The organism is Marinomonas gallaica, assembly GCF_049821165.1.
In the GTDB taxonomy this organism is placed as follows: domain Bacteria; phylum Pseudomonadota; class Gammaproteobacteria; order Pseudomonadales; family Marinomonadaceae; genus Marinomonas; species Marinomonas gallaica.
In genome coordinates this window covers 3577462-3601908 of record NZ_CP187511.1, presented here as the reverse complement: position 1 = coordinate 3601908, position 24447 = coordinate 3577462, and the positions used below count along the sequence as shown (strand labels likewise).

Sequence of the window (24447 nt, the reverse complement as noted above, 5' to 3'; positions counted from 1 at the left end):
TTACAAAAGGAGAAATGTGTGGATTTGCTGATGCCAACGCGAAGCGACCTCTGGTTTCTGCCCCTAGGAGGAACGGGGGAAATAGGAATGAATTTAAATTTGTATGGTCACGATGGACAGTGGTTGATGGTCGACTGTGGGGTATCATTCAACGAACCGATTGACGAAAATAGTGCGCGAACACACGAGCTGGTGTGTGCTGACCCTGATTTTATTGTACAACAGCGCCATCGTTTAGCTGGGATCGTTATTACCCATGCGCATGAAGACCATGTCGGAGCTTTGCCATTTTTGTGGCGCCGCTTCCAAGTGCCCGTTTATACCACGCCTTTTACGGCCGAAATTTTACGTCGAAAACTTGCTCAAGTTGGTTTATTAGGAGACGTTGAAATTCACGAATTGCCGATGGGGAGTCAGTTTTCCGTGGGCGTATTTGATTTGCAGTGGATTACCTTGACGCATTCTATTCCTGAGCCAAGTGGGTTAATGATTGAGACACCAGCGGGTAATGTTTTTCATACGGGGGATTGGAAGATTGATCACAGTCCTGTGATTGGTGAAAAGTTTTCCCCTGCCGTCTTGTCGACGTTACGCAAGCGTGATGTAAAAGCGATGGTGTGTGATTCCACGAATGCCTTAAAAAAGGGTCACTCTGTATCGGAATATGACTGCTATAAAGCCTTACTGGACGTTATTAGAGATGAGCAGGGGCGTGTGGTAGTTGGTTGCTTCAGCAGTAATATTGCGCGGTTGGTATCACTGGGTTACGTAGCTAAGGAAACAGGGCGTTATTTAGCACTGTTAGGTCGCTCGTTACAAAACATGGTCAGTGCGGCTCGAGTTGCAGGCTATTGGCCTGATGATCTACCTGTGATTGACCCTTCGCATCTTGGTTATTTACCTGCAGATGAGGTGTTGGCGGTTGCTACTGGGAGCCAAGGTGAGCCAAGAGCGATTTTAAACCGCCTAGCGCGGGATGACTGTTTCGATTTATCTCTTCAAAAAGGCGATGTAGTTCTCTTCAGCGCTATGATTATTCCAGGTAACGAAGACGCGATTGAGCGCTTGGTAACGTCTTTTAAAGCCCAAGGTATTCGAACGATTCAAGGTCACGATACCGTTTTACCGATTCATGTCAGTGGCCATCCTTACGAAGAAGAACTTGCTTCCATGTATGACTGGGTGCGTCCAGAAGTGGCAATACCTACCCATGGTGAACCTGAACATATGGCCGCCAATGCTCGAATCGCTAAAGCTGCGCATGTACCACGTCAACTGACCGGATTAAACGGCGACCTGTTTACACTTGCGCCAGAGATTGGAGTGCGCAAAAACGCGATTAAAGCAAAGCGCATTGCGATTGCGCGTTAGCGGTTATATTTGGGTTTTCTAGCCCTGCGCGAATAAGAAGGGTTGGGTTGCCCCTAACTTCTTTCGCGCGTTTTGTAAAAGCGATCACCATCCTTGTCGGTCGGCAAAATCATGCCATTTCATAATGGCTGGCAAAAACCAAGGTGTGCCGTAGTATAGAGGTTTTCCCTTGAATGGAAACTTGTCAAAAGCTGTTTTTCCTTCCGCAAGTTGCAATACTTGCTGAGCTATTTTTCGGCCGAAATAGTTGGCTCTGCCAACTCCTGAACCACAATACCCCATAGCATAGTGCAAATTGTCTACTTTCCCGATATGTGGAACATGGTCAAATGTGTAAGCAATCAAGCCTGACCAAGCATAATCAATTTTAGTCTCACTGAGTTGTGGAAATGTACGAATCATGAAATCTTGAAGGTACTTAGAGTAGAGTTGGGGCTGGTCTCCGCGACCGAATGCGCGGCCACCAAACAAGATGCGTTTACCGTCTGGAGATGGTCGGTAATATGCCACCAATCGCTCGGTTCCTCCATGGGCGCGTAGTTTTGGAGACACAGATTGCACAACGGACTCCGGCAATTCTTCCGTGGCAATCATGGCAGAACGGATCGGTATTAAGCGCCGTTTGAATTCGCTGAACTGCCCATCGGTGTAGCCGTTGGTGGCAATAATGACTTGATCTGCCTGTAGCTGACCACCATCGTATACCACGTTAAATCCTGAGACTTGTTTATCAACATTGCGAACTTTCGTGTGCTCACACAGATATGCCCCCTCGCTTGCAGCGATTTGAGCTAACCCCGCAAACAGTTTCGCTGGCTGAAGCGCACCATCCGTTGGATAGACTACACCACCATGGTAAGCATTAGAGCCGACTTCTTCGTGCTGTCGCGATTTAGGCACTTCGATTGCAGGAAAATCAACTACTTTTGATAGTTCTTCAGCTTGTTGAATTAGTCCTGCGTAGTGACTTGGATGGCTGGCACCACGGAAACGGCCACATATATTTAAATCACAGTCGATTTTTTCTTCGCGGATAAAATCCACTAGCCAATTAAATGCCGTCAAACTTTCTCTGATAGAGGTATGGACGTTTTCTCGACCGTACTGACGTTCTAAACCATCGACACCTAACTTACTAAAGCTGGGACCAAGCAAACCGCCATTTCGACTGCTTGCCCCTTCGCCCATTCTGCCTGCTTCAAGTACTGCGACTTTCATTCCTGCTCGCGCTAAAGTGATCGCCGCAGACATCCCTGTAAATCCCCCTCCTACAATGCATACATCTATTTTTGTAGGCATTTGATAGCGAGGCGTTGTTTGAAAAGTTCGGTTGTAAGACGTATCTGCCAGCCAAAAAGGCATGTTGGTGTACGTCGATAAATGTTTTGCCAACATATCGATAAAATCCGTAAATCTTGGGTGAGTAATGGAGCCCTTTATGGGCTCCTAGAGCATCGGGCTAAAGCACGTGTTGTAAGAACTCTCTGGTTCGGTCCCATTCTGGGGTGACCAGCACCTGCTCAGGTGGACCTACTTCAACCACTTCGCCATCGGCCATAAATACCACTCGGTCGGCGACTTGTCGGGCAAACTGCATTTCATGTGTCACACAGACCATTGTCATACCGGTTTTGGCTAGGTCAATCATAACGTCCAATACCTCTTTCACCATTTCAGGGTCTAAAGCAGATGTTGGTTCATCAAATAGCATGATTTTAGGCTCCATCGCTAATGAGCGTGAGATGGCGACACGCTGTTGTTGTCCACCAGAAAGCTGTCCAGGGAAGCGTTGAGCTAAATGGGCAATTCCAACGCGATCGAGTAGCTTCATAGCCGTTCGATTGGCTTCGTTCTCGGGTAACTTACATAACCAAGTCAATCCAAGCGTACAGTTCTCTAGTACGGTAAGGTGTGGGAATAAGTTAAAGTTCTGAAACACCATCCCTATAGTATTGTGAATAAGCTGGTCACTTTTACGGTCTCTAGACAGAGTCTGCCCAAATACATTTACTTGACCTTCTTGGTATTCTTCTAAGTGATTAAGAGAGCGAATTAATGTGGATTTACCTGAACCTGAAGGCCCGCAGACCACCATAATTTCACCCTCATAGATGTCGAGTGTGATGTCTTTTAAAACATGATGGTCTCCGTACCATTTATTCAGTTGCTTAATTTCAATGGCCTTTACTTCTTCTTTTGCCAACGCAGTGTTTGTATTTAATGTAGCCATTAGCGATCAACCTTTAAACGTTTTTCCAAGTTAAGACTGTATTGCGACATGCCATAACAAATGACAAAAAATAGAATTGAGATCATGACTAAAGGCTCAGTGTGTAAGCCGATCCAGTCTTTATCATTGGCAATATTTCGTGCCATTAACATGATGTCGAATAAACCGATAATGGAGACCAAAGTCGTATCTTTCAGCAGGCTAATAAATGAAGTCATGATATTCGGAATCATCATTCGTAATGCTTGGGGCAAAATAACTAGCAACATAGTATGCCAGTAGCCAAACCCTAAGGTTTTGGCCGCTTCGTACTGCCCCGCAGGTATTGCCTGTAATCCTCCTCGAATGTTCTCTGCCATGTAAGCACCAGCGAAGATGCAGACCGCAACGAGTACTTGGGCGAGTTTATTGAACTCCACATCAGCTGGAAGAAAGATCGGAAGCAGTGTCACCGCCATAAACAGAACGGTGATTAGAGGGACGGATCTCACCAACTCAATCGTCACCAGACATAACCAATGAATCACCGGTAACTTGGAACGGCGTCCTAGGGCTAGCACCACCCCAACAGGAATCGCCATGGTGATCGCAAAGCCAGCGATGATGAAGGTTAAGAACAAACCGCCCCAACGTTCGATGGCAACACTAGGCAAAGAGACTTGTGTTAAACCAAAAGCAATGGCGATCGCCAAGGCTCCCCACACAAGTAGCAAACTGGTTAAATGAACACGTCGCTGAATCCATTGTGATAACACCGGAACAAATACTTCATGCAGTCCCTTTTTACCCAGTTTATGCAATCCCCAGTTAAGGTAATTAAGTACAAAGTAGGCGAGAGCTAAGCTGGTCATAAGACCGTGGAACAGTCCTAATTCTTGACCAAACTGACCACCTAGAAACAGGTACCCACCTAGGAATGGAAATAGGCCAATCCAAGAAAGTAAAACAAAGTTTCTTAGTGGCAAACCTTTGGACAGCAGCGGCAGTAACCAAGCCACACCAATCATAAAGCCAGCATTAACACGCCATTGCTCTTCTAGAGGATAGCGGCCGTAGATAAGCCCGTTAAACCAGCTGATAATGCCTGCCCAGCAGGCGCCATCTGGGCTGATTTCCATACATTGACGACGACTGTCTGCGACAAATACGGCGTTAATTACGGCCCAATCAAGCATCCCTTTTATTAAATAGAATCCCCCTAACAAAATCAGTAATGTTAAAACTGAGTTGCCAACATTGTTAAAGCATCGTTGACGCAAAACTTGAAATACGCCACGATTTTGCTTCAAGGGAGGACGTGCTGGAGCGGCTTTGAAACGCTTCACAACGGAGTTGTCTGTGTATTTTGAAGCACTCATTTATCTCACCTTATATTGAACGCGTTCGTTGTATCGATTCAACAGATACGACATAAGCAAACTGATAATGATGTAGAAGCCCATCACCATAGAGATAATTTCAATTGCTCGTCCGGTCTGGTTGATTGAAGTTTGCATAAACACAGACACTAATTCTGGGAAACCAATGGCAACGGCTAAAGAGGAGTCCTTGGTCGCCGCCAGCCATGAGTTGGTCATTGGTGGAATAATGGCCCTTACAGCCTGTGGAATAAGTACCAAGCGAAGCGTTTGAAACCTTGAAAAGCCGATCGTAAACGCTGCTTCGTGTTGGCCTTTATCTATGGACTGCATACCAGCCCGAACGGTTTCTGCAATGGCCGCTGAGCGATAGACTGTCATCGCTACAAAGGCAGCACCAAATGATGCAGGTAAGAATGCACCACCTGAGAAGTTAAAACCTTTCAATGCAGGAATGGACCAGCTTAGCCATTGGGAAATTACGCCATAAGCAATAACGACAGCGATTGCCCATATGGCCAAAGCTAAATAAGAAGCTTGCGGGTGCTTTCCCGTTTCTCGTTTCACATTTTTTGACCAGCGAATAAGCCGCCAAAGGATTAAAACCGCCACTACAACGAATAGAGCAACCCACCAACCAGAAACTGACATGCTCGCCGTTGGTAAATACAGACCTCGGTTATTTAAGAAAGCCCAATTGAAGAATTGATAGCTTTGTCTCGGTGCAGGCAGTGTTGAGAAAATGACGGTGAACCAAAAAATGATTTGAATAAGCAACGGTACGTTACGCACAACTTCTACGTACCAGCGAGCCAGTTGAGAGACTAACGGATTGTGCGAAAGGCGCATAATGCCCACCACCGTACCAATCAATGTTCCAACAATGATTACCGCAAAAGATAGAACCAAGGTGTTAAGCGCACCAACTAAGAATACTCGCCAGTAGGTCATGCTAGGGTCGTAAGGAATTAGACTCCAGCTAATATTGAAGCCAGCCGTTACACTGAGGAAGTCAAATCCAAAAGACATTCCCAAGCGATCCAAATTGGCCGCAGCATTGGCAAAGACATACCACAAAGTAAACAGCACAATTCCGACAGTAACCGCTTGAATAAACGTCGCTCTAGTAGAGTCTTTATTGAGTAGCCCTAGCGAAGAACTGGCTTTTGGCGTGATTGTTCTATTAGTCATCGAGGCGTTAGCTCTTTTAGCTATTGAAGATTGAGTCATAAACAAAACCAATAAAAATAAGGTAGATAGCAGGGGAGCAGCTCCCCTGCTAACGTCACATTAACGGAAAGATTTGGCGTACATCATGCCGCCATCTTTCCATAATGCGTTCAAAGTACCTTCACGCTCTAAACTTAAAACGCTGTTTGGCCCTACGTTTCGTTCATATACTTCGCCGTAGTTACCTACATTTTTGATCACTTGATATGCCCAATCATCAGGAAGCCCAAGTCCTTTGTTTAAGTTGCCCTCTATTCCAAGTAGACGACGTACTACTGGGCTTTGGCTATTTGCTCTGATGTCGTCTACATTTTTCGATGTGATACCAAACTCTTCCGCAGCAACCATCGCAGCAAAGGTCCACTTTACAACATTCGCCCATTCGCTATCATTTTGCTTCACTGCAAAGGACAACGCTTCTTTAGAAATGGTCTCAGGCAGAATGACGTAGTCTGCTGGATTAGGAGCCGCTGAGCGCTGAGCGGCAAGCCCTGATTTATCATTCGTTAGGGCATCACAATTGTTATTAAAGAAAGCAGTATTTCTGACAGAGGAATCATCAAAGACAACAGTTTTTAAATCTAGGTTGTGCGCGCGGCTGTAGTCGGCAATGTTTAATTCACTAGAAGTCCCTGTCAGCACACAAATCGTTGCTCCCTCAAGTTCTTTCACCGAAGTAACACCTAGATCTTTACGTACCATGAAGCCTTGACCGTCATAGAAATACGTATCTAAAAAATCCAAACCTTGCTCGGTATCGCGTGAAAGTGTCCATGTCATGCCTTTAGATAACATGTCACCTTTACCACTTTTAATGGAGGTAAAACTTTGCGCCCATTGAACTGGCAGAAATTTAACATTTTGCGCGTCACCGAATACTGCTGCAGCAACGCCACGACACATATCAATATCCATGCCTTGCCACTCTCCTTCTTTATTTAGACTGTAGAAACCAGGAAAGGAGTTACCAATGACACAGTTAACATAACCACGCTCTTTCACCTGAGTTAACGTCGAGGCTGTATCGGCAGCGAAGCTTTGTGTAGATAGCAATGATGAAGCGAGCAAAATAGAGATAGATAGCTTTAGCATTTTAGTTTCCTTTTGTAGAGTCATTACCATCGTAGTGGTAGTGTTTTTTGTTCTAAGCAGTGAATAATCAGTCATTTGCTATAGGTGAACTTGTACTAAATGATGCAGATCAATCAACTAACAGTTAGGATCTTATTTGAAGCGTTTGGATAATCACACTGAATATTTTTAATGAAGTCATAACCTAAGGTTATTTGGTATGAATATAAATAAGCTACGCATCTTTCACGAAGTGTTTGTAACGGGGAGCATTACTCGAGCGGCGGAACGATCATATGTTAGCCAGCCCGCCGCCAGTAAGATGTTGGCGAATTTTGAGGATGAAATCGGTTATAAATTGTTTGAGCGAAGTAATGGCAAGTTGATTCCTACAGATGAAGCCATTTACCTACATGAAGAAGTCTATGGGCTGCTACAAGGCGTTAAGCATCTAGAGGATAGTATAAAAAGTGCCAAAAATAATCGCTCTGGGCGCCTTAGAATTTGTAGTATTTTTGGTCCGTCCTATCAATTTCTCCCTGATTTGGTTGCCAGATTTAAAGCGAAAAATCCAGGCGTCCATGTCAGTCTTCATTTATCAGGCTGTACTGCCATTCGACAAGGGGTTGCTTCAGGTCAGTATCAGATTGGTTTAGTAGATAAAGCACAAAGTTCTTCGAAACATGACTCTGTAGCATTTGATATGACGTGCTATTGCGCATTACCCGCTGATCATCCTGCTGTTCATTTGGAGCAAGTTTCTCCTCAAGATCTAATTGACACCTCATGGATTACCCTTGACTCTGAAAACGCGACTACGAAGGCATTAAAAAGAGCCTACAGCAATGTAGAGCTAGTGTTATGTCGTACCATCGAAGTTCATACAACCATTCATGCCTTGTCATTTGTTAATCTTGGTATGGGCGTGGCATTAGTTGACGCATTAAATTATCACCACTTTTCAAGTGTTTTTAACATGCCTAACGTAGTGTTGAAGCCCTTTGAACCCAATATAATAGAGCCTTTAGAAGTGATCACATCTAATTTGAATCCACTTTCCGGTATAGCAAAAGACTTCTATACGATGCTTATTGAGGAACTTGAAAGCAAACAAGGAATTGCTTTAGAACAAAGCTAATAACTAAGAAAGCCTATTATCAATCGATAATAGGCTTTCTTATATAATGCTGAAGCGTTGTAAAGTTACAGCTCTACGGCAACGTTTTCAGCAAAACCTAGCATTAGGTTTAAGTTCTGTACCGCAGCACCAGAAGCGCCTTTACCAAGGTTATCAAGCTTCGCTGAAAGAACGACTGATTGGCCATCTTCAGAAGCAAATACGGCTAATTCCACTTGATTCGTATTTTCTAAACCGTGTGGCGTCAAGAACGGCGCGTGGCTGTCTTTCACTTCATTGAATGGTTGGACAGTGACGAAGTCTTCTTCTTCGTAAGTTGCCGCTAACGCCGCTTGTAATTTCTCACCCGTCATATCGCCAGACAGTGTTAAAGGAATGCTGATTAGCATGCCTTGGGCAAAGCTGCCCACACTTGGGATAAAGATTGGCGTGTTGTCTAGCTGAGACCATTTTTGGATTTCAGGTAGGTGCTTATGTTTGAAGTTTAAGCCGTAAGTGCCGTATGACGCAGCGCCGCTGTTACCTTCGTATTGCTCGATCAGCTGCTTACCGCCCCCTGTGTAGCCAGAAATAGCGTTCACAGTGTAGTGACCGTTTTTGGCTAAAAGGCCTTGTTCAACCAATGGTTTAAGCAACAAGATAATCCCTGTTGGGTAGCAGCCTGGGTTGGATACGAATTGCGCATCCTGAATGCTTCCGCGTTGGCTGGCATCGAGTTCCGCAAGACCGTAAACCCAACCATCAGCAATACGGTGAACAGAACTTGCGTCCAGTACACGACAGCCTTCTGCTTTTGCGAGAGCAACGGTGTCTTTTGCTGCGTCATCTGGCAAGCATAAAACCGTTATGTCGGCTTCTTTCATCAGACGGCGTTTTTCTTCTACATCGCGCTTTTTATCAGGATCGATGCTGATCACTTCGATATCAGGATGATTTACTAGGCGTTCACGTACCTGTAGGCCAGTCGTGCCCGTTTCACCGTCAATAAATACTTTCTTCATTCGTGTCTCCAAGCAACTGCTCAAGCGAAACTGCGAGCAGTAGGCAATTCATTTATAAGCTAATCATAGCACTGGCGTGGGCGGGAAAAAACTAAGCGCCAGCCCAGTTTGAAAAATAGTTAGGCTGGCGCAAAAGTTGTCATGGTATTAGGTTAGGGTTGTATTTGTTCTTCAATTACGTCATCTGGGACATCAGCAATCGCTGACTCAAAGGCTTTTAGACGCTTGTAGATCGACAGCAACTCGACAATTGTTGTCCAAGAATTAACGAGAAATTGGAAAGAGCTTTCTACTTGGTTAAAGGCATTCGAAATACGTTGCATGACCCCTAGTGTGAAGGCACCTGCTACGATAGAGGGGCCTAATGCGATCAGCGGTACTAGTACACCAGCTTGCAAGTAGCCGTAACGGACTACGTTGAAATAAAGATAATGAAAGTACAGGCGGAAGTAGTTTTTGCGCACATTATCGAACAACTCAGCGAGTTTCACGGGTTCTGCGCGGTCAGCGTAATCTTCACCATAGACCAGCTCTTTACGGTAGGCTGCTTCTACTTTTTGGTTTTTGAATTCCAGTCCTGGTAGTTTGATCCCAGCCGTTGCTAGAAGAACCGTACCAATAATGGACCAAAGAATGGCGACAAACACTAAGGCTTGCGGTACTTCACCGATTAGAGGTAGCTCAGTCACGTAACTTGAAAGCGCCCACAGAACAGGTAAGAAAGCGAGTAATGTCATAATCGAGTCTAAAAAGCGAACACCTAGGCTTTCCATGATGCTGGCAAAGCGCATGGTGTCTTCTTGAATCCGTTGGGAAGCACCCTCAATATGGCGTACTTTTGGCCATAGAGCGGTGTAGTAATTATTCATAGCAGTGCGCCAGCGAAACACATAATGACTGACAAAGAAGTGGTTGAAGACAGCGACGGAAATAGCGACTAGGGCGATGGTGGCAAACGTTAAAAGCTGACCATAAAACTCGGTTAGGGTAATGCTATTTGGTGCGGTTAAGGCTTTTTGGATGAGATCGTAGAAACTGCCGTACCATTCATTGATCATGACACTGACTTGTACTTGGAACCATGTGATAAAGACGATCAGGGCCGACCCCATTACCGACCATTTTGCCCATTTGTGACCGCCGTAAACCATCCAAGCGCCGACAAATAACGCGTAACACACCAGCATGTATTGATAGAGCCAAACATCGCTAGCGAAGCTATAGGCTTCTTGAAAGGCCGCTTGCGCGGCTTGATCAGCACCTTCGCCCAGTGCAGCAGGAAAGTTAACACCAAAAAATTGGCCAAGGCTTAACGTGGCCCCAAGGTCCTGTCCAATGGTGTACCAGCTAATTACACAAACGAGTGCCCAGAGGGCAAACGTCATAAAGAATAGTTTGGGCTTCGGGAAAAAGGATAAAAACACAGTTTATCTCTCTATGTCAGTAGGTGAGTGGAGCTCAGTAAGGTGTTGAATTAACTAATAAGGTATGTAAAAAAACCGTTAGAGCTTAAACCAGAGTATTCGCTTCGACAACGGAACTTGTTAAATGATCATGCAAATAAACGGATAAACTTAGCGGATTCTGCGGCCGTGCCAGTAATGTTTTTTCCAATAGACATTATCCAAGCTCGATATAATAACGCCTTGTGAGGTGGATGCGTGTAAAAACGTACCATTTTTCACGTAAATACCCACGTGGCGTACTTTAGAGCTTGTTTTAAAAAAGACTAGATCGCCTGCTTCAAGCTCGTCCTTATCCACATGGTAGCCCGTTTGAACTTGTTTCGCGGTTGTACGAGGAAGGTAGGCACCGAATTGATCACGTAATGTTAAATAGACGAACCCTGAACAATCAACTCCGCGTCGGCTCATGCCACCCCAAGCATAAGGCGTGCCACGCCAGTCTTGATAGTGTTGGTAAAGGTGCTGTGCAATAGCGGGTTCGTTTTGAATGCTCAGAGTGCCTGTGTCGACACGAATTGTGTTGTCTGGAATTGAGCTACAGGCAGTTAGCAATGCTACAAATAGGGTAGCGATTACTGCTTGGGTCAACGATTTGGCATATAGCATGGGCAGGCGTCCTTTTACACAGTGCATTTATCTTATGCTCTTTAAAGTTCGCTGACAAAAACTAGACATTTTTTTTGTGTTCGAAAAGCCTTCGCAACAAAAAAGCTGTGACCTATCGCTAGGACACAGCTTTTGAACACTTAAGGTGTTTGCTAAACGAACTTATTTTTTTAGATCCGCTACTGTTTTTGCAACAGCACGTTCAAAACGCTGGAAGCCTTCTTTGATATCGGCTTCTGGAATGATCAGTGACGGCGCAAAACGAACCACATTTGGGCCCGCTACTAAGACAAATAGGCCTTCGTTCGCCGCGTGAGTTAGGAAGTCTTTCGCATGACCTGCTAGCTCATCAGTCACTTCAGCACCCATCAACAAACCCATACCACGAATGTCTTTAAAGACATGATGTTTATTATTGATGGCTGTCAGTTCGTCAACAAATAGTTGGTGACGTTTCTTAACGCCTTCTAACACTTCAGGCGTGTCTACAATGTCTATAACTGCTTCGGCAATCGCCGCTGCCATTGGGTTACCGCCGTAAGTACTACCATGAGTGCCTACAGCCAAACTTTTACCAATCTCAGCAGTAGTTAGCATCGCGCCTACAGGGAAACCGTTACCCAACGATTTCGCTGTGGTTAGAATATCAGGTGTAATGCCTTGTTGTTGGTAAGCGTAAAGCGTACCGCTACGGCCAACACCGGATTGCACTTCGTCGTAGACCAATAGAGCACTGTGTTGATCACACAGTTCACGTACTTGCTTCGCAAATTCTGGATCAGCAGGGATTATGCCGCCTTCACCTTGAATTGGTTCCATCACAACAGCGCATGTTTTGTCAGATATAAGTGCTTTAAGGGCTTCAATATCGTTGTATTCACAATGCTTGATACCACCTGGTACCGGTGCAAAACCTTCGGTGTATTTAGCTTGGCCACCAACCGACACTGTAAATAAGGTACGACCATGGAAAGATTGGTAGAAGGAAATGATTTCATTCTTTTCCGGACCAAAGTGATCAAACGCGTAACGTCGAGCTAACTTAAATGCCGCTTCGTTGGCTTCACCACCACTGTTAGCAAAGAAGACACGATCTGCAAAGGTCTTTTCTGTCAGTTTTTTTGCCAAACGGAGTGCTGGTTCATTGGTCATCACGTTGGATAGATGCCAAAGCATGCCAGCTTGTTCACGCATTGTGTCAACCAAAGTTGGGTGCGAGTGCCCCAATGCAGTCACGGCAATGCCGCCTGCAAAGTCGATGTACTCTTTACCTTCCTGATCCCACAAGCGAGAGCCCTCACCACGAACAGGGATAATCGCCGCTGGTGCATAGTTTGGACACATTACGTCATCAAATGTTGCTCTCGTTACTTGTTCAGTCACTTATCAATACCTCTTAAAATTAAGCGGCCTCAAGTAGGCCGCTTCACGGTTTATATCAAATTTCTCAACTCACGAATAGCAACACTTACCATAGACAGCGACAATTCTGGCTCTGATTTTATTTCGCCAAATGTGCTGTGGTAGTGATGGATATTGTCATGGTTAAGCTCTTTCCAGTTTGCCAAACGGCTGTCTAAGTCATTGACTTCGATACTGGCCTGGATCACCTCTTGCGAGATGGTACGTAAAGCATTATCAACTTCGTCACCAAGGCCTGCTTTGGCGCGACGCTCCCACATATCGTCCGCTGGTAGCTGGTTGATGCTTTGACGTAGCCAGTACAAACCAAGGTCCATTTCTAGGGCAAAGTAAGTTTGTGCTGTGTCTAGCACTTCCTTCTCTGTCTGAGCCGCGACACGAATAATGTCTAAGCCGTAGAACAGGAATGGTAGGGCAGATAGTCTATCGGCAATCTCTGCAGGGACGTTTTGCTCTTGCAATTGTTTGCTTACATCAGAGATGTATTCGCAAGTTGGCTGCGTCAATATCGCATCTAAGTTGCTTCGAATAATGCCAATACCGGGTTTGTAGGTATCCGTTAACTTCTGAATCGCCAGCGCTTCACGCGTGTTACGAATTAACCACAGCGTCGCTTTTTCTAGCAAACTTTGGATTTGGATAAACAACTGATTTTGCAGGGAGTTGTCTACTTTAAAGTCCAGCTCGTTAATGGCATCCCACAAAGCAGGAATATCAAACATCTGTTCGGCCGCCATGTAAGCACGCAATACATTCAAAGCCGATGCGCTGGTTTCTTCCTGCACATAGGTTGAGAACGTAGAGCCCATACGGTTACCAACATTGTTAGTGACGTGTGCTGCAATGATTTCTTGCGCCAGTGGGTGGTCACTCATGTGTTCAGAGAAACGTTTTACTAATGGCGTTGGGAAGTAATCTTTGATTTGCGCGCGCAAATCTGGATCTTTGCCAATGCCATCTTCCACCAGTTGCTCAGCAAACTTGATTTTTGAGTACGCCAATAACACAGAGATTTCCGGACGAGTTAGGCCCTGGCCTTTACCCATACGTTTTTTCATCTGCACATCTGTTGGTAAAAACTCGATTTCTCGATTTAGGCGACCTTCACGCACTAATGACAGCATCAAACGCCAGTGATCGGCAATGCGCTCAGGCGCACGAGCATTGACCAGTGATAGCAGATGGCTTTGACCCTTGTTATGACGAATAACCAAATCACCGACTTCATCGGTCATTTCAGCGAGTAACTTGTTACGTTGTTTCTCGGTCATATCGCCGTTTTCGACGATACGGTTTAGTAAGATTTTGATGTTTACTTCGTGGTCCGAGCTGTCTACACCTGCAGAGTTATCGATCGCGTCGGTGCTAATCAGTCCGCCTTTTTGAGCAAACTCAATACGTGATTTTTGCGTAAACCCAAGGTTGCCACCTTCACCGATCATTTTGCAGCGTAGCTCGTTGCCGTTCACACGCAGCGAGTTATTACCGTTATCACCCACTTCCGCATGCGTCTCTGATGAGGCTTTTGCGTAGGTACCGATACCACCGTTCCAAAGTAGGTCAACAGGGGCTTTAAGAATGTGGGAAATCAATTCTGTTGGTGGCAACGATTTGACGTTCCCTTCGATTCCTAAGGCTTTGCGAATGTCGGCGTTAATTGGGATTGATTTGGCGCTACGGTTAAAGATACCGCCACCTTTAGAAATTAGCTCAGCGTTGTAATCTTCCCAAGATGAACGTGGCAAATTGAACAAGCGCTGACGTTCTTCGAATGACGTTGCTGCATCTGGCGTCGGGTCGATAAAAATATGCATGTGGTTAAAGGCTGCCACAAGGCGTATGTGCTTAGACAACAGCATACCGTTGCCAAATACATCCCCAGCCATGTCACCAATACCTACCGCTGTGAAATCGGTGGATTGGCAATCAATGCCTAACTCTTGGAATTGGCGTTTCACCGATTCCCATGCACCACGAGCGGTAATGCCCATTTTTTTGTGGTCGTAACCGTTTGAACCACCAGACGCAAAGGCATCGCCTAACCAGAAACCGTATTTTTCTGAGATGCTGTTGGCTAAATCCGAGAACGTTGCTGTCCCTTTGTCAGCCGCAACGACTAGGTACGGATCGTCTTCGTCGTAACGTTTTACTGAAACAGGCGGTACTAGCTCACGCTGTACTAGGTTGTCGGTGATGTCTAATAGACCTGAGATAAAGGTAGTGTAGCAGCGCACTACTTCAGCTTGGGTTTCTTCACGCGAGGACGTTTTCTTCAGCTGTTTAGCAACAAAACCACCTTTTGCACCCGCTGGCACGATGACGGCGTTTTTAACCATTTGCGCTTTTACAAGGCCCAGTACTTCGGTACGGAAATCTTCCATACGGTCAGACCAACGTAAGCCACCACGAGCGACTTTGCCGCCACGCATGTGGACGCCTTCGACCCATGGGGCATAGACGAAAATCTCAAAGCGTGGGCGAGGCAGTGGTACAGCTGGAATTAAGCTTGGGTCCAGTTTGAAGGAAACGTAGTCTTTAACGTTGCCGTCTTCAGCTGGCTGATAGAAGTTAGTACGTAGCATCGCCTGAATCACGGATAAGTAGTGTTTCAAGATGCGGTCTTCATCTAGATTGGCAACGTTTTCAAGCGCCTCTTCGATTTTTTCTTGAAGCTTGACGACTTTATCGTCACGTTTACTTTCCAGTGCAGGATCAAATCGCTGCTCGAACAGTTGTACCAGTAGGCGTGCAATTGGCGCGTTTTTCTCTAGCGTTTGCTGCATGTATTGTAGTGAGAAAGGGACTTGCAGTTGTACTAGGTATTTAGTGATTGCTCTTAGCATTGTCACTTGACGCCATGTCAAAGAGGCGTCCAGTACTAAAGAGTTGAAACGGTCATTCTCAATTCGACGTTTGAAGACGGCATTGAAGGCATCTTGGAAATCGTCACGGTAAGCTTTTTTATCTAGGTTAACACTAGGGTTAACGCTGATAGCAAACTCTACCACCCAGGTGTTGGCCTGGCCGTCACCATTTTGATCCAACTCGTAGGGTCGAGCTTCCAATACACGTAACCCCATGCATTCAAGGATCGGCAATACATCGGACAGAATCAGTGTTGTGCCTGCGCCATAGACTTTAAAGAAGTAATGGTTTTTCGCTTGACCAACTTGGCGATATAGGTGGGTCGAAATATCGCTGTCGTCGGTGAGTTCGCTTAAGCGCTCAATATCCAATACAGCGGTGTTGGCAGAGAAGTCTTCGCGGTACGCCGCTGGCAAGTACGGTGCGTACTCAGTGTAGAGTTTGTTGCCGTTTTCTTCACCTATGCTGGTATGCAGTGCCGCCAGCAATTTGTCGTCCCAAGAAAGGGCCGCGTCTTGCATCTTGCGCTGGATGTCATCAATGTCGACGGTCGGGCTGTTTTCAGGATCAGCAATCTGAATGGTGAAATTTACACGCGCCAGTACTTGCTGAGAGAACTGCACATTAAACTCTGAACTGGCGCCATTGCAGGCTTTCATCAAGATGTCTTGCATCTTAATACGCAGTTCGGTGTTGTAGCGGTCACGTGGGACGTACACAAGAGCGCTTAAGAAGCGACCATAAATATCTTTACGTAGGAAAATACGTAGCTGGCGACGCTCTTGAATGGCCAAGATACCTTCGATGCTGTGATACAACTCATCCACTGGCGCTTGCAGCATTTCATCACGAGGGTAGCTGTTTAGAATATGTTTAAGGGTTTTACCCTTGTGGCTATTTGGCTCCACATTCATTTGTTCAACAAGCAGCTGTAGCTTCTTACGCAGCAGTGGTACATCTTGTAGGCGTGCAACGTACGCGGCTGATGAATACAAACCAAAGAAGCGCCATTCACCAATGACATTGCCTTTCTTATCAAAGCGTTTGATGCCAAGGTAATCTAAGTGAACAGGGCGGTGCACTGTTGAAATGGCCGTCGATTTTGTCAGTACTAACAAGTTCTCATGATCATATGCCAGTTTGGCTAGGTGATCGTTTAGAACAATGTCGTATTTTTCTTTCTTCGTTTTACGGAATGTACCTAAAGCTGAGTTTTCAACAAATCGCAGGTGGCTCTTATTGTCTTCCTGTACCAGATCGTAGGCGCGGAAACCGACAAAAGTGAAGTGGTTGTTTTCAACCCAACGAAGGAAGGCCAAGTTTTCTTGATGCTGCTCGTTGTCTTTTAAGTGTTCTACTTGTTCTGATGCTTTGATGACCTCTGCCAACTTTTCTTTCATGGTTGGCCAGTCTTCGACAGACTGCTTCACATCGCCTAATGTGTCTAGCAGACCTTCTTTGATTTCTTCCATTTTGGCAAGATCAGAAATACGGTCGATTTCAAAACGAATTAACGCTTCTTGATGGCTTTTCTGATGGCGATCTTTAATGGCTTCTAGTTCGCCATGTTTGGAGCGGTCTGTTGCGATGATAGGGTGTGCTGTGAAGTGAATGGTATGGCCAAGTCTCACTAATGCCATATTGAAAGACGAAACGATAAAGGGCATATCGTCGGTTAGGACTTCAACAACCGTATGGGTTGATTGCCAGCTGTGCTCTTCAAAATTAGGGTTGTAAACACGAACTTTTGGGGTGTTAGCGTTACGTTGTTGGATAAAGTCCCATAGGCAAATAACCGTGCCATATAGGTTATCAATATTTTCATGCTCCATATCTTCAATGAGTAGGTCTTGAAAATAGATATGGGCCAGTTGGATGATGGCATCAGCGGATTGACTACCAACGTTTTCTTTAATCTCTGCTTCAATACGAGTGATTAGTTCACTTTTTTTTGTATTCGTCATGTTACTCATCCTTATGAGTGGTGGTGTCTATTGAAGATCTGTTTGTTGTTATTATTGGCTATCCAAAAACCGCTTAAGTTGATTATTATGAAAAATAAGCGCCATAGATAGCTGGTGACTTTTCAAAATGCGACGTATGCTTTTGAGGAAGCGATATTGCTGTCAAAAAAAGCTTGATGTCGATATCAAAAGCCTCTGTTATTCATTCTAAACGATATAAATATCTTTTTAATGTGCTTATCGCAGGATAATAATTTGTACAACACCCAATTCGCATCACGTGAAATCATGCAAGCCAGTAAAAAAGTGCAAAAGTACGGTTTTTTACTGATGCCGAGCTTTTCCATGCTTGCATTTTCTTCTGCTATCGAAACGATACATATGGCCAACTGGGTCAGTGGTAAAGACTTGTACCAGTTTTGTACGCTAGGTAAAAATACAAAAGTCGTACTTTCTAATTCTGGTGTGGCTACGACAACAGAGTACACGTTGGATGACGCTCCTAAAGATTTAGATGCCTTATTTATTTGTGGTGCATCGACCGCTGGTCAAGACGATGATCTTAGTTTAGACGCTTGGTTACTTTCTTGCTCGAAACGTGGCATTGCATTGGCGGGAATTTGTACTGGGAGCCATATTTTGGCACGGGCAGGTTTATTAGATGGCTATCGAGCGACGATTCACTGGGGCGATATTGCCAGTCTGCGGGAAGCGTTTCCGTCCGTCATTGTGTCGAGTCACTTGTTCGAAGTCGATAAAGATCGTTATACCTGCAGTGGCGGCAGTGCGGCCATGGATATGATGCTTTTTTTAATTGGCAAACAGCATGGTATGACATTGGCTAGCCATATCTCAGAGCAGTTTGTTTGTGAACGTATTCGCACCAATCAAGATCCACAACGTATTCCGCTTCAAGCTCGAATAGGGACAGGACAACCTAAATTGATTGAAGCGGTGCAATTGATGGAGGCGAATATTCGAGAGCCACTATCGTCTGATGACATTGCTTATCATGTTGGCCTGTCACGTCGGCATTTGGAGCGTTTGTTTAAGCAAAATCTGGAAACGGTACCTTCGCGCTATTATTTAGAGCTAAGGTTAAAGCATGCAAAACAGTTGATCATGCAGACAGATAAGAGCATTTTAGAAATTGGGCAAGCCTGCGGATTTACTTCTGCACCCCACTTTAGCACGACTTATAAGAGTTTTTTTGGGGTTTCGCCGAGAGAAGAGCGGAAAAATTTGACCATTAATTTTGACAATGCTGTCCATCTGGATAAGAAAACACGCCAACTTTGGCGAAAAAAGTTTTAGAATAGGCGACAATGTAGTTGGCGTGATTTTTGATACGTTCTACCTGAACCTAAATTTATGCGTAAGTTTTAAGTTTTATCCAACTTATTTTTTGCGCAAACAGAGTCATCAAAAAAGGTAAAAAGAATGTCTAAAGACCCTGCTTTAGAGCTAAAGGATATCCATAAGACCTTTGGGGACCATGAAGTTTTAAAGGGAATTTCGTTAGAAGCCCGTGACGGGGATGTGATTTCTATTCTCGGTTCTAGTGGCTCCGGCAAAAGTACGTTCTTGCGTTGTATTAACTTATTAGAGAATCCGACTAAAGGATTAATCCGTTTTAATGGCGAAGAGTTGAACTTAAAGCCTGGCGAAACGGATCTCTATGCCGCTGATATGAAGCAATTGACTCGTATGCGTCAGAAAATTGGATTTGTATTTCAAAGCTTTAACCTTTGGCCTCATATGACGATTTTACAAAATGTCATGGAAGGTCCGCTGCATGTCTTGAAGCGTCCTAGAAAGGAAGTCTTGGAATACGCGGAATACCTGCTTAATAAAGTAGGCATTGCCGATAAAAAATACATGTATCCCAATCAATTGTCGGGTGGCCAGCAACAACGTGTTGCCATCGCTCGTACCTTGGCGATGGATCCTCAAATCCTTTTATTCGATGAACCTACTTCTGCTCTCGATCCAGAGTTGGTCGGGGAAGTATTGGGGGTTATGCGTGGTTTGGCTGAAGAGGGCCGTACCATGTTGATCGTGACTCATGAAATGAATTTCGCCAAAGAAGTTTCTAGTGAAGTGGTTTTCTTGCACCAAGGTTTGGTGGAAGAGAAGGGCACACCTGACAAAGTGTTTGGCTCGCCAGACTCTGAACGTTGTAAAGCTTTCTTATCAACCGTTTTCTAGTGCGCTGTCTAGTGTCGCTGGTTTTAATGCACCTGAATAGGGTGAAAACTGATAAGACGTACTATATAAAATCAATAACCTAGCAAAAGGAACTACCAATGAATATGAAGAAATTAGCACTCAGCTCAGCGGTTGTATTAACGGCTGCTGTGTCCTCTCTTTCTGTTAACGCTGCAGATACGGTGCGTATTGCAACGGAAGGTGCTTGGGCACCGTTTAACTACATCGACGACCAGGGAAAGCCACAGGGCTTTGATGTAGATATTGCGTGGGCATTATGTGAGAAGATGGAAGCCGATTGTAAAGTCGTGACGCAAGATTGGGACGGTCTGATTCCAGGTCTAAAAGTGCGTAAGTTTGATGCGATTATTGCATCCATGTCCATTACTGAAGAGCGTTTGCGTCAAGTCGACTTTACCAATAAATATTATTCTGGTGGTCTTCGTTTCTTAGCGCCAAAGGGTAAAGAATTTAACCTTGAAGAATTAGATGGCAAAGTCATCGGTGCTCAGCGTGCGACGCTTGCCGCTCAGTATTTAGAAGACAACTTCATGGATAAATCAGATATTAAATTCTATGACACTCAAGACAGTGTTTACCTTGATCTGATATCAGGGCGTTTAGATATCGTTTTGTCAGATGAATTGCCTACTTATGATTGGCTGAAAACATCAGGTAATGGCGACAAATTTGAATTTAAAGGTAAATCCTTTAAGAAAGAAGATGAAATCGGCATTGCAGTACGTAAGGGCGACGATCTGAAAGAAAAGTTCAACAAAGCGTTGGATGAAATCATGGAAGATGGCACTTACCAAAAAATCAATGCTAAGTACTTCCCATTCTCCATCTATTAAGATGAAAACAAACAGCGCGCAGGTTCTTTCCTGCGCACTGTTTATATTCAGACTGAGATATCTTTATGTTAGATCTTCACGGCTTTGGTGATCAGCTCTTACAAGGAGCGAGTATAACCATTCAGCTGGCGCTTTGTTCTTTGGCGGTTGGGTTAGTTCTCGGCTTGTTAGGGGCGTCCGCAAAACTGTCCAATATTAAACCTTTGCAATGGATAGCAAACTTTTACACGACGATCATCCGCGGTGTGCCAGAGCTGCTGACGGTATTGATCATTTATTTTGGTGCCACTACGGTACTGATGTCCATTGCCAGCGTATTTGGTTATGAAGAATACATAGAAATAGGCCCATTTGCGGCAGGTGTTACGGCGTTAGGACTAACGTTTGGCGCGTACGCAACGGAAGTCTTTCGGGGGGCGTTGCAAGCGATCCCTAAAGGGCAACATGAGGCTGCAATTGTATTAGGAATGAGCTCACAGCGTAAATTCTTCCGCATCATTCTACCTCAAGTGTGGCGTGTTGCTTTGCCGGGCATTGGTAACTTGTTTTTGGTATTGCTTAAAGATACAGCTTTGGTTTCCGTGGTGGGTCTTGAAGACATTATGCGTAAGGCCAATGTGGCAGTAAGCAATACCAAAGAGCCGTTCCTATTTTATTTAGTCGCGGCGTTTATGTACTTAGCATTGACGATTGTGTCGATGGCGGTGGTGCACTTCTTAGAAAAGCGCGCCAGTCGTGGTTTGAGCCGAGGATAAGTACATGGAATTAGATTTTTCTGTTGTTATAGAATATTTCCCGCGTTTGCTAACCGGCACGTGGATGACGATCAAGTTGGTGTTGTTGTCGATTGTGCTGGGCGCGCTTGTTGCGCTGCCAATTGCACTGGCTCGTATCTCGAAAAATTGGTTTATCAGCGGCGTACCTTTTGCTTTTATTTTCTTTTTTCGAGGCACACCGTTATTGGTGCAGATCTTTTTGGTGTATTACGGTGCCTCTCAATTTGAAGCGGTTCGAGAAAGCTTTATGTGGCCGATTCTACGGGAGCCATTTTGGTGTGCAATTATCGCCTTTACGTTAAATACCTCCGCTTACACGGCTGAGATCTTCCGTGGCGCGATTCAGGCGATTCCTGAGGGGGAAGTGGAAGCGTGTAAAGTGATTGGTATGACAAAAACTCAAATGTATCGTCGTATTTTATTGCCGCGTGCATTTGGTATTGTTTTGCCCGCTTACGGTAATGAGATTATTTTGATGCTCAAAGCCAGTGCATTGGCCAGTACGATTACATTGCTGGATCTAACAGGAATGGCGCGTACGATTATTGCGCGAACCTACACACCAATCGAAATATTTTTAGCGGCGGGTGGTATTTACTTAGTGATTAGTATTTTGGTGATTTACATCTTTAGGCTGGTAGAGAAGCGCCAGAATCGCTATTTAGGAACCTTGTCGATCAAAGTGCCTGATAAAGGTTAAGAGTTGCTTTGCGTTTTGAATGTTAGAAATAAGAAAGGCGCATCCCTCTAGGGTGCGCCTTTCTTTATGATCAGTATGGGAAGCGATTAGATTGCTTCTGCGCCCGTTTCGCCAGTACGAATACGGATAACTTGCTCAAGAGCTGTAACGAAGATTTTACCGTCGCCAATTTTGCCTGTGTTAGCGCTTTTTTGGATGGCTTCGATTGCTACGTCCACTTGGTCGTCATCAATCGCCAGCTCCAACTTCACTTTCGGTAGGAAGTCGACTACGTATTCTGCGCCGCGATATAGCTCAGTATGACCACGCTGGCGACCAAAGCCTTTTACTTCTGTAACAGTGATGCCGTTAATACCAATTTCAGAAAGCGCTTCACGCACTTCATCTAGTTTAAAAGGTTTAACTATGGCTGTTACTAATTTCATAGATTCTCTCCATTTAAGGCAATGTTTTTCTATAAATTACCATTCAAAAGCGGACCCCGCTACTAAATGCATAAAATTGTTCTACAGTTAATCACGATATGGGAACGATACTCGGTTTTAAAAGGGGGGCGTAATGGATAATCATGACTTAATGAGCTTTGAAGAGGGGATGGATCAATTCATGTCGAATTTGAAAAAGAGTCTGCAGCAGGATCAACTGCATGTTACCCATCAAACTATGCCCCAATGTTTGGAAAGCTATAAGGTAGCGGATGATCGTGCGAACGCCTATTTTCTTCGATTAGTTGTCATTGGGTATACCCCCACAACGATGCTGGCTCGTTTATCTTGGCTCGATGCCAAAGGGCGTGATCATATATGTTGCTATTTAAACAGCGCATTTGAAGCGATAAAGCGCAAGAAAAATGGCTTGTGGGTGCGGGAGAAAAACATCCCTGAGGCGATGTGTTTACAGACTTGGAGTCGTCTGCAGTCTCCTATTTAAGAAGTTTAAAACACAGCGCCTTAGGGGTGAGCACAAGCGTTAGAATGCTATTTCAAATCATTTAAGGCATCTAGGTCGTCGAATTTTTGCTCATGGTATGGACGACTTAGTTCATGTACTGCATCAATTAAGTATTTAGGACGCTCAGGGTCTACGAATTGGTGTATGCCGTGCCCAAGGTTAAATACGTGGCCTGTTCCTGTACCGTAGCCTTCCAATACGGCTGCAACTTCGCGTTCAATGACCTCTTTACCTGCATACAAGACACAAGGGTCGATATTGCCTTGCAATGCGACTTTGTCGCCCACACGTGCGCGGGCTTCAGCCATATCCGTCGTCCAATCCAAACCCAGTGCATCTGGACCTGCCGCCGCCATGTTTTCAAGCCATTGACCGCCGTTCTTGGTAAACATGATAACGGGAATTTTGCGGCCTTCATGTTCGCGAATCAGACCGTCCATAATTTGACGCATGTACATCAAAGAGAACTGCTGGTACATCGGGCCACTTAATACGCCGCCCCATGTATCAAAGATCTGCACCGCTTGCGCGCCTGCTTTGATTTGGCCGTTTAGGTAATCGGTAACCGAGATAGCTAACTTGTTAAGCAGTGCGTGCAGTACTTCAGGTTGCGCGTACATCATGCCTTTGATATGGCGAAAATCTTTACTTGAGCCTCCTTCGACCATGTAAGTAGCTAGCGTCCAAGGGCTGCCGGAGAAACCAATAAGAGGGACACGGCCATTTAAAGCATGACGAATGGTGGTAACGGCTTTCATCACGTAATCAAGATCAGACGCTTTGGCAATCGGTAGGGCGTCTACATCGGCCGCGGTACGCACGACATGTTTAAACTTTGGGCCTTCACCCGTTTCAAAGTAAAGTCCCAATCCCATCGCATCTGGAATCGTTAGGATGTCAGAGAATAAGATGGCAGCGTCTAGGTCGTAGCGCTCTAATGGCTGTAAGGTAACTTCACAAGCGAACGCATCGTTTTTACATAGACTCAAAAAGTCACCCGCAGTCGCACGGCTTTGTCGGTATTCTGGAAGGTAACGCCCCGCTTGGCGCATCATCCATACAGGTGTTACGTCAACAGGCTCTTTTAAAAGAGCACGTAGAAAACGGTCGTTCTTGAGTTCTGGAAACATTCAATTTCTCCGATGAGTTTCAAGTTTTCGGCATTTTACCTAAGTTGAATCAAAAAAAAGATGCAATAACCAGAATTTATGACTCTGGTTAAGAAAAATGCACTAA

At 45.0% G+C, this 24447-nt stretch carries 20 protein-coding genes; 8 read left to right on the top strand and 12 right to left on the bottom strand.

Going from position 1 to position 24447, the window contains the following annotated elements; all coding sequences use genetic code 11:
• Positions 1 to 87: 87 nt before the first annotated feature.
• The gene (locus ACPUEK_RS17050; protein ID WP_425641568.1) at positions 88 to 1371 is read left to right on the top strand and encodes a ribonuclease J; all 1284 of its coding nucleotides are present in this window, start codon (positions 88 to 90) and stop codon (positions 1369 to 1371) included.
• Between the two features lie 84 nt (positions 1372 to 1455).
• Here ACPUEK_RS17050 and ACPUEK_RS17045 read toward each other — a convergent pair whose 3' ends face one another.
• The 5 genes from ACPUEK_RS17045 to ACPUEK_RS17025 all read right to left on the bottom strand — a co-directional run bounded on the left by ACPUEK_RS17045 (position 1456) and on the right by ACPUEK_RS17025 (position 7281).
• On the bottom strand, positions 1456 to 2766 hold the full coding sequence (locus ACPUEK_RS17045; protein ID WP_425641566.1) for an NAD(P)/FAD-dependent oxidoreductase: 1311 nt from the start codon (positions 2764 to 2766) through the stop codon (positions 1456 to 1458).
• A 64-nt stretch (positions 2767 to 2830) separates the two neighbouring features.
• Entirely contained in the window at positions 2831 to 3601 is a 771-nt protein-coding gene (locus ACPUEK_RS17040; RefSeq protein WP_425641565.1) for an amino acid ABC transporter ATP-binding protein, read from the bottom strand.
• On the bottom strand, positions 3601 to 4959 hold the full coding sequence (locus tag ACPUEK_RS17035; RefSeq protein ID WP_425641564.1) for an amino acid ABC transporter permease: 1359 nt from the start codon (positions 4957 to 4959) through the stop codon (positions 3601 to 3603). The genes ACPUEK_RS17040 and ACPUEK_RS17035 overlap by 1 nt, the downstream gene beginning before the upstream one ends.
• Positions 4960 to 6150, bottom strand: coding sequence for an amino acid ABC transporter permease (locus ACPUEK_RS17030; protein ID WP_425641563.1), 1191 nt, complete (start codon positions 6148 to 6150; stop codon positions 4960 to 4962).
• A gap of 99 nt (positions 6151 to 6249) precedes the next feature.
• Complete coding sequence (locus ACPUEK_RS17025; RefSeq protein WP_425641561.1) at positions 6250 to 7281, bottom strand: amino acid ABC transporter substrate-binding protein; 1032 nt, start codon at positions 7279 to 7281, stop codon at positions 6250 to 6252.
• A gap of 199 nt (positions 7282 to 7480) precedes the next feature.
• Between ACPUEK_RS17025 and ACPUEK_RS17020 the strand changes: the two genes are divergently transcribed.
• Positions 7481 to 8398: a LysR family transcriptional regulator gene (locus ACPUEK_RS17020; protein WP_425641560.1), complete on the top strand. Its 918-nt coding sequence runs from the start codon at positions 7481 to 7483 to the stop codon at positions 8396 to 8398.
• A 65-nt stretch (positions 8399 to 8463) separates the two neighbouring features.
• Here ACPUEK_RS17020 and argC read toward each other — a convergent pair whose 3' ends face one another.
• The 5 genes from argC to ACPUEK_RS16995 form a co-directional block, all read right to left on the bottom strand.
• Positions 8464 to 9399: an N-acetyl-gamma-glutamyl-phosphate reductase gene (gene argC / locus ACPUEK_RS17015; RefSeq protein WP_425641559.1), complete on the bottom strand. Its 936-nt coding sequence runs from the start codon at positions 9397 to 9399 to the stop codon at positions 8464 to 8466.
• Positions 9400 to 9551: 152 nt separating this feature from the next.
• Complete coding sequence (gene sbmA, locus ACPUEK_RS17010; RefSeq protein WP_425641558.1) at positions 9552 to 10823, bottom strand: peptide antibiotic transporter SbmA; 1272 nt, start codon at positions 10821 to 10823, stop codon at positions 9552 to 9554.
• Positions 10824 to 10973: 150 nt separating this feature from the next.
• On the bottom strand, positions 10974 to 11471 hold the full coding sequence (locus tag ACPUEK_RS17005) for an NlpC/P60 family protein (protein ID WP_425641557.1): 498 nt from the start codon (positions 11469 to 11471) through the stop codon (positions 10974 to 10976).
• Between the two features lie 162 nt (positions 11472 to 11633).
• A complete protein-coding gene (locus ACPUEK_RS17000; RefSeq protein WP_067031815.1) occupies positions 11634 to 12854 on the bottom strand; it encodes an aspartate aminotransferase family protein in 1221 nt (406 codons plus the stop codon).
• A 50-nt stretch (positions 12855 to 12904) separates the two neighbouring features.
• Positions 12905 to 17722 carry an NAD-glutamate dehydrogenase gene (locus ACPUEK_RS16995; protein WP_425641555.1) on the bottom strand — a complete coding sequence of 1606 codons (4818 nt, stop codon included), beginning with the start codon at positions 17720 to 17722 and terminating at the stop codon, positions 12905 to 12907.
• Positions 17723 to 18010: 288 nt separating this feature from the next.
• Between ACPUEK_RS16995 and ACPUEK_RS16990 the strand changes: the two genes are divergently transcribed.
• From ACPUEK_RS16990 to ACPUEK_RS16970, 5 genes are all read left to right on the top strand, one after another.
• Complete coding sequence (locus ACPUEK_RS16990; protein WP_067216900.1) at positions 18011 to 19036, top strand: GlxA family transcriptional regulator; 1026 nt, start codon at positions 18011 to 18013, stop codon at positions 19034 to 19036.
• 126 nt (positions 19037 to 19162) lie between these two features.
• Positions 19163 to 19930, top strand: a complete 768-nt coding sequence (locus tag ACPUEK_RS16985) for an ABC transporter ATP-binding protein (RefSeq protein WP_067031809.1) — start codon at positions 19163 to 19165, stop codon at positions 19928 to 19930.
• 98 nt (positions 19931 to 20028) lie between these two features.
• Complete coding sequence (locus ACPUEK_RS16980; RefSeq protein ID WP_067031806.1) at positions 20029 to 20784, top strand: transporter substrate-binding domain-containing protein; 756 nt, start codon at positions 20029 to 20031, stop codon at positions 20782 to 20784.
• Positions 20785 to 20849: 65 nt separating this feature from the next.
• A complete protein-coding gene (locus tag ACPUEK_RS16975; RefSeq protein ID WP_067031803.1) occupies positions 20850 to 21539 on the top strand; it encodes an ABC transporter permease in 690 nt (229 codons plus the stop codon).
• 4 nt (positions 21540 to 21543) lie between these two features.
• On the top strand, positions 21544 to 22260 hold the full coding sequence (locus ACPUEK_RS16970) for an ABC transporter permease (protein ID WP_425641554.1): 717 nt from the start codon (positions 21544 to 21546) through the stop codon (positions 22258 to 22260).
• Positions 22261 to 22346: 86 nt separating this feature from the next.
• Here ACPUEK_RS16970 and glnK read toward each other — a convergent pair whose 3' ends face one another.
• Positions 22347 to 22685, bottom strand: a complete 339-nt coding sequence (gene glnK / locus ACPUEK_RS16965; protein WP_067031797.1) for a P-II family nitrogen regulator — start codon at positions 22683 to 22685, stop codon at positions 22347 to 22349.
• A 133-nt stretch (positions 22686 to 22818) separates the two neighbouring features.
• Here glnK and ACPUEK_RS16960 point away from each other — a divergent pair, with 133 nt between their 5' ends.
• Positions 22819 to 23190 carry a hypothetical protein gene (locus ACPUEK_RS16960; protein WP_067216342.1) on the top strand — a complete coding sequence of 124 codons (372 nt, stop codon included), beginning with the start codon at positions 22819 to 22821 and terminating at the stop codon, positions 23188 to 23190.
• Positions 23191 to 23237: 47 nt separating this feature from the next.
• On the opposite strand, the gene hemE is transcribed toward ACPUEK_RS16960, so the two are convergent.
• Positions 23238 to 24341, bottom strand: coding sequence for a uroporphyrinogen decarboxylase (hemE, locus tag ACPUEK_RS16955; RefSeq protein ID WP_067031791.1), 1104 nt, complete (start codon positions 24339 to 24341; stop codon positions 23238 to 23240).
• Positions 24342 to 24447: the final 106 nt, after the last annotated feature.